Below are 13810 nucleotides of genomic sequence, written 5' to 3' on the forward strand. Positions count from 1 at the left end.
TGAATTCTAAGGAAATGTTCAATAGGTTTTAGGCATAAAAAAACGCCCATTCTAAAAATAGAATGTACGTTATGGTTGTATTAGGAGGCGCTCATTTATTTAATGTCCAAATGAGCGAAGGACATCTTGCGTATTTTTTATATTGTTTATTGAGGACAATCCATTCTTGAACGTCCATATGCTACACCCTTCATATTGGTAGGACCCGAGTTAACCTGTGTTGCTTCAACTTTATTGGGCCTGTAGTATTCCAGACTACTTCTGGATTTAAAAAAGCTCTATAATAATACCTTATTTTAGTTTTAAAGTCATTATTGACGATTGGACCTCTTCTTGTACCGAAAATCTCAAGCGGCTCCAATGGGCCATAATTTCCACGACTACCAAGCAATTCTATTTGTCCATTTTGAAGAATATGAATTCTGAAAATCGGACGTTCAGCATCACCTTTCAGGAAGTAGATAAAATCTACATCATTCCCTGTTGAGCTAGTTCCTGGTATACCCCATCTCGCTTAATCGCTTGCAAATCTTAAATTCTGAACCAATGACGGCACATCATCATGCTTATCCACAAATTGGAAGTCATAACCCTGATTAGTATAATCTGTCTGTACCCAATTAGGGTTGGATGCGGTTCCTTGATTATTCTCTTGCCAAAACTCTCGTTTTAATAAAGGTTCTCCATTAATGATTAAGTTCAATGAATTATCTAAGTAATAAACATCAAAGATAAATCCATAATCAGTAGGTGGAATATTGTCGAAAGTCTGAGATGCTCCATTTGATAAGTTGAAATTCTCTATATATATGACCAATTGCAACAAAAAAATCAGCATAATAGAATTTTCTGCTTAATTAATATTAATTACTTTTAAGCAAACTATAAAATTCCCAGCAATTCTTCCTTGGATAAGGAGTTAAAAAATGAGGAGTCGGTTTGGATTAAATCTTGTGCTAATTGGGTTTTACGCACTTGAAGTTTTAATATTTTTTCTTCGATGGTATTTGAACAGATCAACCGTACCGCAACGACATTCTTGGTTTGACCTATCCGATACGAACGATCGATTGCTTGATTCTCAGAAGCAGGATTCCACCAAGGGTCAACCAGGTAAACATAATCAGCCTCTGTCAGGTTTAAACCCACCCCACCAGCCTTCAAACTGATTAGGAAGATCCTAATATCACTGTTGTTTTGAAAATTATGAACCTTTTCTCCACGGTCTTTAGTCTGTCCTGTCAGATATTCGAATGGAATACCCCTTTGTTCAAGCTCTTTCTTGATTAAATCCAACATCCCTACAAACTGCGAAAAAATCAAAATCTTATGTTCTTTTGATTTACTTTCTATTTGTTCCAGAATCACTTCAATCTTAACAGAACCAACGTCTGAATAGCCTTTTTTTAATAGAACGGGAGAATTACAAATCTGTCTTAACTTAGTTAAGCCGGTCAGTACATGCATACTTTTATCCTTGATATCCTCTTCTTCAATAGCAGAGATGTACTCCCTTAGCTCTGTTTCCCAGCTTTCATAGATTTTCCTTTGCTCACTATTCATTTCACAATAAATAAGCATTTCAGTCTTTTCAGGGAGCTCCTTGGCAACTTGCTTTTTGGTTCTTCTTAAAATAAAGGGTTTCACCTTTTCCTGAAGTTCAATTGCTCTTTTACTATATTGAAACCGATCAATTGGAATGGCATAGGTATCCTTGAAAAACTGTTTACTCCCCAGTAACCCTGGATTGGCAAAGGAAAGCTGTCCATAGAGGTCGAAGGTATTATTTTCAACGGGAGTTCCTGTCAAAACAACCCTATTCCTTGCTTTCAGTAATCTGGCGGCCTTATATCGTTCTGAATTCGGATTCTTTATCGCCTGCGATTCATCCAAGAAAATATAATTAAACGTGAATTCCTTAAGGAATCGAATATCTGACAATAAAATTCCATAACTGGTTAAAACCACATCATAATCAGCGAATTTACGATGACTCTTTTCTCGGTCGGCCCCATAATGTTTCCATATTTTTAAGCTAGGCGCGAACTTAGAAATTTCCTCCTCCCAGTTGAACAGAAGCGAGGTGGGTACAACGACTAAATTAGTCTGGAAACCTTTCCTTTCTTTCTGTGATAATATAAAAGCTATAATTTGAAGCGTTTTACCTAAACCCATATCATCTGCCAAACAACCTCCAAAATTATACTGGTCCAAAAAAGAAAGCCAATTTAAACCTTGATGCTGATATTCCCTGAGCTCCGCATTTAGACCCCTAGGAATTGGAACATTTACTGCATGGATTTCTCTCGAAAAGTCACTTTTCAACAGTTCAATCTCTTGCTTTACTTCCTCACTCAACAATTCATCTTCAAATATTTCAGAAACCTCCGAATAGTTGATTTTAGGAATAGTAATCATTTCCTGTTCTATATCTCCTACCCTAAAGTAAGCCGCAATTTTCTCAATCCATTCCTCAGGTAAAACACCAAGACTACCATCACCTAATTTTACATATTTACTCTTATTACGGATTGCCCGATGGATCTGCTGAAGTAATGCCTGTTGATTCCCATAGCCCACCTTTAGCTTGGCATTGAACCAATCTATCCCACTGATAATTTCAATACTGACCTTCGCCTTATGCGGATTTATTTTATTGTTTTTGATTTCGCTAAAACCAAGAATTTCAATTTCTTCTTCCCGCCAATATTCGAATGCATTGATAAACCAATCATTGTCAACAAACCTGTTTTTATGCAGATAAAAATATTGAGCGTCATCAATCTGCTCTACAAAATCAGGATGAGTGCCCATTATACTGGAAACCAGACTATCTTCTGCAGAATAGTCCCTCTGAACTTTGAATACATTGTCGTTTTGATCGGTATCAAACAACTGTTTCTTGGAATAAGTAGGTACTTCTATCTCGCCATACCTCATTACCGGAGTGATTGCGATGTAATTCCCTTCTTGCTGTAGGTAAATGATTTTTTTCTGTAGATATTGCTTCTCTTTTAGCTGCGCCGGGCTAGCTTCACGGATGTAACTATAATTCACATGAACAATCTCCTCTAGCGGTGAAAGAATCGTTTCGGCAAATTCTTCATACTTTGTAGAATGGAGAATCAGAATTTCATTATTGGATTTAAAGAATTTGATAAGCTTCAATAAATCTGGATTATCAATGAAATAAAGACCTTTACGATAGTAAATAAAATAGTCATTTCGAAGATTCAGCTGATTAAAAGGTAAACTGATGTCATTGAAAAACAATTCCCCTGTAATTTCATAGAATGGCTCTTTTTTAAAAACATTCAGTTTTATCTCCGTCTTTAATATTTCAAGGTAAATTGGAATTAATGATTTCGAAGATATCGTTTCAGAAACTTTCCGGTCATGTAAAAAGACATTTAATGCCAATGGATTTTTAATAATCAACTTCAACGCTTCAGCATCAGTTTCAACCTCATCTTCCGTAAACTTATTTTGAAAATACTGAATTGCGGTATAAAACTTTATTTCTGAAGGTTCATCAGTCTTCCATATTAATGGTTGTAAATCTACATTCTCTACTGGGTTCTTAATCTTTCCTGATTTAGTATGCTCTGCCTCCATTAAAAGAAAACTCAGTTGAGTATAATACCGATGTCTTCCAAGAACCAAAATCTGCTCTTTCCCCGCAGTTTCTTCGGGTAAGTTTTTGAATCGTGAGACTTGTTTAGGTATAAGTTTATTACTCAATAACTGCTCATCATAAGGAATCAACTCCTTTATACGAGGTTCAATACCAAGCTTTGAGTTTTCAAATTTCAGTACAAAATAAGAATCTAGATCCGGCTCATTTTCCAAGCCATAGGGTTTAGCAAAATCCTTCAGTAATGACAAACGAATTCCTGCATCAAAGAATGCCTTGAATTCCATCTCCTTTAGAATCGCATGGATGACTTCCCCTTGATGTTCGCATAGCCATCGAGATTGATTCCCACAAGTACAGCTTGTTGTAATGTTGTCTCGCAACTGAATAATATTTACTACGGGATAGTCTACTGAACCTCCTGTTTTGGTAAAAACACCTGCATTTAATTCCAAACTGATAGGGAAAATATGTTTATAATCCCTACTATCAATAAACCCTGCTCGTTCCACATGTTTTAAGATGTCGAATACGGAAAGTGTACTGAAATTAGTATTTGGAAGGATAAATTCCTTTGGCAAATTCATCAAATAAATGCTGTTGATTACAAAAAGTAAGAATACGAAAATTTGATCTTTCCACTATGTATTTTCTCATTTTTATAGCCTAAAAATTCAGAATAATTAAAAATCTATTGAATCGTTAAATATTATTTACATCCTGAGTAAATTTTATTTATATTGTGTTTTAAATGAGCAACTTAAACGGCAGATCTCCAGCGTCATTAATTGGCCAATCCACTCCAGGCATAACATTCTGGACTATCTTCACAATTTTGATGGCCTTTGGCCTCCCCATATTAATTCATTCTAATCAGGTTGACTGGAAATACAATTATAATCGTTCCGCAGAATTAGCATTTTTTTACCCCGGTTTAGGAACCTTACTATGGATTACCCTAATTGTATTGTTCTATAATAAGTTTCTGCGAAAACTTTTACGGAGCAAAAGACAGTATGAAAACCTTCTAAAAAATGGAAAAGTAATAAAAGGTACAATCATACAGCAAAGAACCTTGGATCAATTAAGTGATGGTCATTCCAAGCTGTTGAACATCTCTTTTAAGAACCTTGTAAACTCCATAATTTCATTTAACTTCCCCATCTTTATCTACTTTCCACTCAAATTTACCTTCTGAAATCCTTACCATAGTCCCATAAGCCTTTTTTAGTTCGCCTTCAAAACTCCCACTTACATATGCCCTATTAGGCTCTCCTTTCATGGGAATCACCTTGTTGATTGTAACCTTGAAGGGACCTTTAAGACTATAATTCGAATTATCGGCATAGATCACCAGATTTGAGGTGGTCTCATTTTCTTTTACCCAAGTGCCAAAATCTATTGAAAATGCTGAATTCCAATTCTCATTAAGTGGAAAGGTATAAGTGCCTAATCCCAACATTTTAGGTGTATCAAATCGAATAATGAAATAATCTCGATCATCATTGAAATCATTGCTATTTCTTCCTGCTATATGCATTACGTAGCGATCCACATTATCATACTTATGGCAGGCCATTTCAAAATACGCATCAATAGGATCTGGCGCCTCAGATAACCACAATTCCCCATCTACTTTCATGGAGATATGGTACATTTATATCCGGATCTTCCTCATCATCCAGCTGATCATCCTTACTACAGGATGAAGCAAAAAGTGCTAGAAATAAAATCAGCAAACTAAATAATTTGGTACTTTTCATAATTGGTCTATAATAGTTAATAACTTGAATAACAGTCACCAAACAACTCCTAATTTTTACAAAAGGATATTTTTAGAACTGTTCTCTCAATTCTTCTCAATGTTTTTCCAATAGGCTTAGTTTTCAATAATACATGTTTAAACTTTTAAACCTTTGTTTTATTGCTTTAACCCTTGCTTCAAAAACCGTGCTAAAGGTTAAGCCCAATGATACAGGCTAGCACAGGATGCGGTCAACATATTTTTTTTGTTTCTTTATTAATAGAATATCTCAGCCCAAGAAAAAAGCTGTTCTAATCACAGAATAACAAGCTTTAAGGCCGTTTTATTTAACCATGAAACATTAAATTTCTACATCTACTAATCAATTGTTTAGGTTAAAACCCTTAATATGAAAAGATACTCTTGGCCAATTGTGGTACTATTCTTCATCCTTTTGGCATCCTGTAAGCCAAAAACTCAAGAATTCCCCTTTAAACCTGATTCAAATTCTAATATTGCCATTATTGGAAACTCTTTCGCCTTAGGCCTTCAAAGAAGCAACTATTTCGAAACCTTGCTATATCAAAGCTTTCCCGAAGAAAAATTAACGATTCGAAACCTTGGTTGGGATGCTGATGAAGTGAATCTTAGGCCCCGTCCGCTCAACTTTGGAACCATCCAACAACATCTCAAAGACCTGCAGGCTAATGTAATTTTTGCTTGCTTCGGAATGAACGAATCCTTCAAAGGACCTGATAGCTTAGACGTTTTTAAACAGGACCTCAAAAGTCTCCTAGAATCACTACAAAAACAGGAAATTCCGAATCAAAACAACCCTCAGATCTTCTTGATTTCTCCAATAGCCCATGAAAAAATAAATGAAAATCTCCCTGATCCGTCAGAGCATAATAAAAACTTAAAAATCTATAGCAAGGGAATGGCGGAGGTAGCCAAAGCTATGAATATTCCATTTATTGACCTATTTACCCCTACAAAGGATAAAATGGATGCAGGAACTGAAGCCCTAACATCGGATGGAATTCATCTCAATGAACAAGGTTTCAAATTTGTTTCTGAAATTATGGCGAAAGCCATGGTCTTACCTAAACAATCATGGGAAGTAAATAAAGAAAACGAAGAGCTTAGAAAACTAGTTGGAATCAAAAATCAACATTATTTCTATCGATCAAAATCACAGAATGGCGAATATATATACGGAAGACGTCGCGAATGGGCCGGCGGACAAGAGCTTCCCAATGAATTACAGAAAATCGATCATATTGTAGACCAACTTGATTCCCTGTTATGGACCAGCTCGAAACCCGGAACATCCATTGACCAATCTGCTGTCAAAAAGATAATTGAATCTGGAATCGTAAAACCTGATCCCGAAAATATTAAGCCTACAACCGCTGCAGACCTGGAATATGCTAAATCACAATTTATCCTTCCAGAGGGCTTTGAAATAGAGCTCTTCGCTTCGGAGAAAGACTTTCCTCTGGCCAACCCTGTATCAGCAACATTTGATGCCAAAGGCAGAATGTGGGTTTCAACCATGCCTTCATATCCCAATTATTCTCCTGGCAACCCTCCTAATGATAAAATCATTATTCTCGAAGACACAAATGCAGATGGAATTGCTGATAAGCACAGTGTATTCGCCGACAGCCTTTATCTCCCCCTGGGATTTGAATTAGGCGATGGCGGTGTCTATGTCACTCTAGCACCAGATTTCGTGTTCTTAAAGGATACCAATGGCGACGGTCGTGCAGACAAAAGGGAAGTCCTACTTTCTGGATTTGGAACAGAAGATTCGCACCATACCTTGAACACCTATACCTGGGGTCCTGATGGTGCCTTATATATGAATATGGGAACTTTTCTTCATACCAGCGTAGAAACGCCTTATGGCCCTCGTCGTGGTGATTATGGCAATGTATGGCGTTATGAACCTCGGACAAAGAAATTTGACCAACATATCTCCTACTTATTTGCCAACCCTTGGGGTGATGTTTTTATGCGTGATGGAACCCAATTAATCGCCGATGTATCGACCGGATTAAACTACTTTGCTCCACCATTAACCGTGGCAATTGACTATCCAAAGAAACACCTCGAAATGAAGGATTTCCTTACCTCAGCATCTAAACCGAAAACATGTGGAATAGAAATTATCTCCAGTCGCGCATTTCCGGATAGCCTCCAAGGAAATGTACTTTTCAATACATTTATTGGCTTCCAGGGTGTGAAACAACATAAATTAGCTGAAGACGGTAGTGGCATTATTGCCACTGAAATACAGCCGCTATTACAATCGAAAGACCCCAATTTCAGGCCTGTAGATTTAAAATTCGGTCCTGATGGTGCTCTTTATGTAATTGATTGGTACAACCCGATTATTCAGCATGGTGAGCAAAATTTCCGCGATCCTAAACGTGATCATACTAAAGGTAGAATCTGGAAAATCAGCCATAAGAACATAGCTAAACTTCCAGTAGTCGACATGAGCAAGCTCAGCATCGCTGAAATATTGGATAAACTGCGCTCCCCAGAGGATCGTGAGCGGTATAGAGCTCGAAAAACTCTAAGGGATTACTCAGCAGAAAAAATAATCCCAGAACTGAATACCTGGTTAGGTAGATTAGATAAGACTGATCCGGAATGGGATCAGAACAGACTTGAAGGACTATGGGTCTATCAGCAATTCAATAAACCAAATAAAGTGTTGCTTGAAGAGCTTTTACAAAGTAAATCTCCTGCAATCCGTGCTGCAGCAACACGCGTCTTATATTATTGGGCAGACCGAATTCCAAACGCACTGGATCGCTTGATAAAAATGTCTACAGATTCCGAACAGCGTGTCCGACTAGAAGCTGTAATTGCTTTAAGTCATTTCAAAGATCCTAAAGCGGTCAAAGCCTTGCTTGACGTTTCGGATATGCCTTCCGACGATTACATCAATTACGCCTTAAACGAGTCCTTCAGACACTTAAGACCTGTTTGGGTGAATATGTTCAAGACTGACAAGAAATTCCTCGCAAATGAACCCAAAAAGGCAGAACTCTTATTAAATTCTGTCGCGACCAAACGAGAATCCATTTATATTGGCTTTGTTGCCGAGGATCCTACCGCAGCAAAATACAGCGAACCAAAACTCAGCATAGAAGAATTCAATCAGATGAAAGGTTCCGCTGCGGTAAACCGCTATTTGGAACAACACAAAGAACTATTGGAAGAACCTCAGTCGAACCCAGAACCTAAACAAGAGCCTGCAAAAGAGAAAGAAGCATCTTCAAAGGCAACTCATATAATAAAAACATTGCCTGGAAAAATGGCTTATGACAAGGAAATCCTAGAGGTTTCTGCGGGTGAAAACATAATTCTTGAGTTTGATAATAATGATCAAATGCCTCACAACATCGTGTTCACCAAACCTGGCGCCCAGAAAAAGGTCGGTCAGGCTGCAGATAATATGTCGGTGGAACCTGATGCATACGAGAAGAATTTTATTCCAGATATTCCGGAAGTCCTATTCGCAAGCCCTTTGGTACAAGCAGGACAAAGTTATCAGATGCAGTTTGTGGCCCCAAAAGAAAAAGGGGAATACCCTTTTATCTGTACTTTCCCAGGACATTGGCAAATTATGCATGGCATTATGTTAGTGAAATAAGATTGCATGTAGGGGTTAAGTGGATTAACCCCTATCCTTTTAACTTAGGCCCTTCTTTCATCAAAGTAGCATATGAGAGCCTAAAAGCCGATAAACTTTGATATCCCACCATATAGGCAATTTCAGTCAAAGTATATTGCTTGCTGTCCAGCAATTCAATGCTCTTCAGAATACGAACCAGCTGCAAATATTTTTGAAGTGTAATCCCCGTTTCCTTTTTGAATATCCTTTGTAAAGTTCTAACTGATAGATTGGCCAAATCGGAAAGCTCCAGAATATCCAGATTAAACTTATAGTTAGCATTGATGTAATTGCAGATGGGAATCAAGCGCTCATCATTGGGTACAGGAATTTCTAGGGACATACTTTCCTGGCAGAAATTCGGCAGACTAAACAACATGGCTTGTAAAAACAACTTTTGTTCCTGATCACTCTTCAACACCTTATTCCATTTTTCTGCATAGAGCAACATCTCTTTTAATACTGCCGGAGCTGGAAAAACATGGATTGTATGGTAAAAATCATTCTTTGGAACCTCATTGAATAAAACCAACATCAGGTTAACTGATTTCGATTCAGTACTTGTCCGATGAGCAACCTTGCTCGGAATCCAAATCACATGATGCTGGGGAACCAAGTAGATTCTTTTATTGATATGAAAATATTGATAGCCCTCCGTCACATAAGTCAACTGAAAGGATTCATGATGATGCTCCTCCTCTCCATGGTGCCATTCCGAATCATACCAAACATAGGTATCTGTATGAATATCATCCACATGAATGCTAATCTGATGGTCCAAATCTGCCAATTCTCTCATGTCGTTTTATATATAGTAAATGGCAAAGTTAACAAAAACGACAAGCTTATCTTTGTCCTCAAAGTAATTTGGGAGAGTTTTCCAAGAACTATTCCCCACGGAGGAAGGCATGAAACAAAATTCAAACACAACATTTTCCTGGTTAGGTATTCTATTGGTCATTTGGGTTGCGAGCAACCTAAGGTCACCTATCACAGCGGTAGGTCCAATATTGGATGAGATCAAATTGGCCATGAATTTAGATAATATTCAAGCAAGTTTATTGACCTCCATCCCATTGATTGTGTTTGCTTCCTGTTCTATTTTAGTCAGTAAAGCCACCGCTAGATTAAATATCCGCCATGGACTTATTTACGCCCTGCTATTCTTGATAATTGGATTATATCTACGGGTTTATGGGAATATCACAACCCTATATATTGGATCTGTCCTTTTAGGTTTGGGTATATGCATTGGAAACGTCTTAACCCCTGCTTATATCAAAAATGAATTTCCGACAAAAATAGGGTTGATGACTGGAATCTTTTCAGTCTCCATGAACCTTGTTGCAGCATTGGCCTCTGGATTTAGTATATCCATTGGCAAGTGGACCGGAATGGGTTGGAAAGGCTCTTTAGGGATTTGGATCTTCGTGGCCATAATTGCCTTAATAATTGTATTTGCAGAGTTGTTTTGGGGAGCAAATACAGCAAGTCAGCAAAGCAAAAAAGAGGAAACAACTAAGTTCAATATCTTCAAATCCAAACAAGCCTGGAACATTAGCCTTTTCATGGGCCTTCAATCATTGATTTACTACTGTCTAGTTGCCTTTTTGCCGACGGTCCTTATGGAATATGGAATGAGTAAATCCGAAGCTGGATGGGTATTTTCCATTCTCCAATTGGCGATGCTTCCCGTAATGTTGGTTAGCCCGGTTATTGCCAGTAAGATGAAAGACCCAAAGCTAATGATATACTCCATTGGAGTTCTCTATTTTACAGGAATCGTTATGCTGATTTTGCTGAAGACCCAATGGATTTATTTCACGGCAATCCTTCTGGGAATTTCCGGTGGTCTTGCCTTTAGCTTAGCCATTCTATTCCTGTCCTTTAGAAGCAAAACCATGGCTGGAACTATAAAAATTTCAGGCAAAGCACAATCTATAGGCTATTTGATAGCCGCATTTGGCCCTCCATTATTTGGAAAACTTCATGATTTTGACATTTCATGGAAATATTCCTTTTACTTCCTGCTAGCCATCATCTTGATAATGACCTTCTTCGGAAGAAAGTCTGCAAAACCTAGGTTCATTGAAGATCATTAATTAAAAAAAATGGCTATAAAACCATTATTAAGGCATAAAAAACACTTTTATTAATAATCACTAAACTGAAGAGATTGTGAATAAAATTTACATTTTTGTAAAAAATTCGAATAGAGTAGGATTTTTTCAAACCAACAATTTAATTTAACTATGACGGAGCCATTTTTTTCAATCATAATTCCCTTGTTTAATGCAGAAAATTATATTGAAAAAACTCTAGAGAGTATCAGTAAACAAAACTTTAATGACTTTGAAGTCATCATTATCAATGATGGCTCAACAGACAATGGTGCTGCCATTTGTGAAAAGTATTGCTTAAATGACCAACGCTTCAAATTATATAATCAAAGCAATCAAGGTGTCAGCATTGCCCGAAATCAAGGCATCAAGTTAGCTAAAGGAAAATACCTTCTATTTATTGATGCAGATGATTTTATTGATGTTCAATACTTGCAAAACCTGCAAAAGGAACAATTGAAACATGCCGAAAGCTTTGTTGTTCTTGATTTCTATAAGGTTGATTTGAAGGGTGAAAAAAATGAAATTTATAACATTCAGGATCAAGTATTATCCTGTTATGATTTTATCCATCATTTCGATATCACCAAGTTCGGCTATGTAGCCTCTAAGATTTACGACCGGTCAATAGTTATTGAAAATCATGTTCAATTCCCTGAAAACATAAAATTAGCCGAGGATTGTATCTTTTTTATCAATTATTTGAGATTTATCGAGAAGATCTATCTTTCCTCCTACAAAGGATATTATTATCAAGAAGTCCCCAACTCTGCAGTCAGAAGAAAGATCTCCATGCAGGATATTTTTACCCTCTATGACCAAATCAAATTATCCTTAACTCAATTGATTGAAGAAACCAATTCGAAAGACTTGGTCGCTGAACAATTAAACTTCTGGACCAAAGGATTATTAGATAATATCTACAACCTCAACCTTCCAAAAGTAAGTAGAATTGAATCCCTTCAATTCATGCACAAAGAGTATCACAATGAAGTCATGACCTTATTTTCCAAAAGTAGAGTTCGCGGCAAGTTGTTGAAACTAAGTTTTAAATTCGAATCCTTCCATCTATTTGACAGGTTGTTTCTCAGATTCGAAAGATAAATTATTGAAACTTTTTTATGAAACCATTATTAAAAGTAAGTATAGTTATCCCTGTATTTAATGCCGAGAAATTTATTGTCGATTGTATAAATTCCATAATTGATCAAAATTATCCTAATATAGAGTGCATTTTAGTAAACGATTGTTCATCAGATAAATCCCAGGAACAGATGGAACAATTCCTTCAAAATTATGTTGGCGACATTTCGTTTAAACTGTTTTCTCATGACCAAAACAAAGGTCCTGGTGAAGCAAGAAACCTCGGTATTCAAAATGCAACCGGAGATTACATCCTGTTTTTAGACAGTGATGATATGTTTATGCCAAATGCACTTCAAAACTTGATTGACCTTGCAATAGCCAATAACCAGCCCAATGTAGTTGTTGGAAATATATATTGCGAAAATGATTATTTCCAAAGTGTTTTACGCTTTCCATCCGATACTATTTATCCAGCATACACCAAAGATCCTGTATGGATTAAAAACAATTTTTTACTGAATGTGAAGGTGATTGCCTGTAGCAAAATTTATAACCGAAAGTTTATCCTTGACAACAAATTACGTTTTGAGGAAGGAGTTATATTTGAAGATGTAATTTGGCACTTCACGATTAGCCAATACATCAAGGATATATCCTTTAGCTACGCGCCATTCTACTATTATCGCTTTAATGAAAACTCAATCATGAATTCCAAAAAAAGGGAAAAAGGTAGAATTGATGGCAATGTGAAATTAATCAATACCCTAATTCAAAAATCCTCCAAGAATAATTCATACATCGAACAGATATTTATTCTCAAATTATGGCACCGCTTTAGGTTCCTGAATATTTCAGAGGAAAATCAGGCTTATTATGATGAAGTATTCAAAAGAGAAAACGACAAAATACTAGAAAACCCAAAGGTCCCTCAAGTATTTAAACTCCTATATAAGTGGTTAGGAAATTCGCAGAAATTAATTCTAACCCTAAATTTCTTCTGGAATAAAAGTTTAGGAATGCTCTACCGATATGCCAAAGCGAGCTAGAAGAGGATTGCAAAAAGTATCAACTTGAAATTCTTGCAGAAATTCATCTAAATACCAAATACTCTCTACTAAATACTAATAGTAAAAATGCTCAGCGAAAGCTGAGCATTTTTCCGTAGCCCCGAGCAGAATCGAACTGCTATCAAATGTTTAGGAAACATCTATTCTATCCGTTGAACTACAGGGCCGCTGCTGCAAAACTAATACTTTATGAAATTAGAGCAAATTTTATTTTTTGCCTATCCCAAAAATCCCTCTCCTTTCTTCTACTATATTTTGCCTCACTCCTCCCCACCTCCTTCTTATCTCGATAAAACACCATATTTTCTACAATTAAACCAACCTACTGATAACCAGGGAATCGTAATTTTGTGATATAAATCATATTTATATATGATACTGGTTTTAAATAGATAAAACCGATAGTTAATAAGTATTATCGATTATTTTTAGGCGTTTAAAATCGTATCTTTGTATCACAAAAAAGAA

General features: G+C 36.6%; 9 protein-coding genes and 1 tRNA gene. 4 read left to right on the forward strand and 6 right to left on the reverse strand.

From position 1 onward, the window contains the following. Nucleotides 1–514 precede the first annotated feature (514 nt). The 4 genes from PZ892_RS18025 to PZ892_RS18040 form a co-directional block, all read right to left on the reverse strand. On the reverse strand, nt 515–838 hold the full coding sequence (locus tag PZ892_RS18025; protein ID WP_277711796.1) for a hypothetical protein: 324 nt from the start codon (nt 836–838) through the stop codon (nt 515–517). Between the two features lie 44 nt (nt 839–882). Continuing rightward, the gene (locus PZ892_RS18030; protein WP_277711797.1) at nt 883–4221 is read right to left on the reverse strand and encodes an SNF2-related protein; all 3339 of its coding nucleotides are present in this window, start codon (nt 4219–4221) and stop codon (nt 883–885) included. Between the two features lie 560 nt (nt 4222–4781). Next, a complete protein-coding gene (locus PZ892_RS18035) occupies nt 4782–5276 on the reverse strand; it encodes a hypothetical protein (RefSeq protein WP_182497757.1) in 495 nt (164 codons plus the stop codon). Further along, nucleotides 5245–5397 carry a hypothetical protein gene (locus PZ892_RS18040; RefSeq protein WP_179221492.1) on the reverse strand — a complete coding sequence of 51 codons (153 nt, stop codon included), beginning with the start codon at nt 5395–5397 and terminating at the stop codon, nt 5245–5247. Before PZ892_RS18040 ends, PZ892_RS18035 begins: the two co-directional genes overlap by 32 nt. 390 nt (nt 5398–5787) lie before the next feature. On the opposite strand from PZ892_RS18040, the gene PZ892_RS18045 reads away from it, so the two are divergent. After that, a complete protein-coding gene (locus PZ892_RS18045) occupies nt 5788–9048 on the forward strand; it encodes a PVC-type heme-binding CxxCH protein (protein WP_277711799.1) in 3261 nt (1086 codons plus the stop codon). A gap of 31 nt (nt 9049–9079) precedes the next feature. Here PZ892_RS18045 and PZ892_RS18050 read toward each other — a convergent pair whose 3' ends face one another. After that, nucleotides 9080–9868, reverse strand: coding sequence for an AraC family transcriptional regulator (locus PZ892_RS18050; RefSeq protein WP_277711800.1), 789 nt, complete (start codon nt 9866–9868; stop codon nt 9080–9082). Nucleotides 9869–9977: 109 nt separating this feature from the next. Between PZ892_RS18050 and PZ892_RS18055 the strand changes: the two genes are divergently transcribed. The 3 genes from PZ892_RS18055 (at nt 9978) to PZ892_RS18065 (ending at nt 13321) form a co-directional block, all read left to right on the forward strand. Next, nucleotides 9978–11171 carry an MFS transporter gene (locus tag PZ892_RS18055; protein ID WP_277711801.1) on the forward strand — a complete coding sequence of 398 codons (1194 nt, stop codon included), beginning with the start codon at nt 9978–9980 and terminating at the stop codon, nt 11169–11171. Nucleotides 11172–11321: 150 nt separating this feature from the next. Continuing rightward, nucleotides 11322–12293, forward strand: a complete 972-nt coding sequence (locus PZ892_RS18060; protein ID WP_277711803.1) for a glycosyltransferase family 2 protein — start codon at nt 11322–11324, stop codon at nt 12291–12293. Nucleotides 12294–12310: 17 nt separating this feature from the next. Further along, complete coding sequence (locus PZ892_RS18065) at nt 12311–13321, forward strand: glycosyltransferase family 2 protein (protein WP_277711805.1); 1011 nt, start codon at nt 12311–12313, stop codon at nt 13319–13321. A gap of 116 nt (nt 13322–13437) precedes the next feature. Here the strand turns inward: PZ892_RS18065 and PZ892_RS18070 are convergent. Beyond that, nucleotides 13438–13509, reverse strand: a tRNA-Arg gene (locus PZ892_RS18070). Between the last annotated feature and the right edge of the window lie 301 nt (nt 13510–13810).

Origin of the sequence: Sphingobacterium sp. WM (assembly GCF_029542465.1) — a bacterium.
In the GTDB taxonomy this organism is placed as follows: domain Bacteria; phylum Bacteroidota; class Bacteroidia; order Sphingobacteriales; family Sphingobacteriaceae; genus Sphingobacterium; species Sphingobacterium cellulitidis.

Excerpts from the sequence above, each read along its gene's own strand:
- PZ892_RS18025 (WP_277711796.1), bottom strand. The coding sequence starts at position 838 with ATGCTGATTTTTTTGTTGCAATTGGTCATATATATAGAGAATTTCAAC.
- PZ892_RS18030 (WP_277711797.1), bottom strand. The coding sequence starts at position 4,221 with ATGAATTTGCCAAAGGAATTTATCCTTCCAAATACTAATTTCAGTACA.
- PZ892_RS18035 (WP_182497757.1), bottom strand. The coding sequence starts at position 5,276 with ATGAAAGTAGATGGGGAATTGTGGTTATCTGAGGCGCCAGATCCTATT.
- PZ892_RS18040 (WP_179221492.1), bottom strand. The coding sequence starts at position 5,397 with ATGAAAAGTACCAAATTATTTAGTTTGCTGATTTTATTTCTAGCACTT.
- PZ892_RS18045 (WP_277711799.1), top strand. The coding sequence starts at position 5,788 with ATGAAAAGATACTCTTGGCCAATTGTGGTACTATTCTTCATCCTTTTG.
- PZ892_RS18050 (WP_277711800.1), bottom strand. The coding sequence starts at position 9,868 with ATGAGAGAATTGGCAGATTTGGACCATCAGATTAGCATTCATGTGGAT.
- PZ892_RS18055 (WP_277711801.1), top strand. The coding sequence starts at position 9,978 with ATGAAACAAAATTCAAACACAACATTTTCCTGGTTAGGTATTCTATTG.
- PZ892_RS18060 (WP_277711803.1), top strand. The coding sequence starts at position 11,322 with ATGACGGAGCCATTTTTTTCAATCATAATTCCCTTGTTTAATGCAGAA.
- PZ892_RS18065 (WP_277711805.1), top strand. The coding sequence starts at position 12,311 with ATGAAACCATTATTAAAAGTAAGTATAGTTATCCCTGTATTTAATGCC.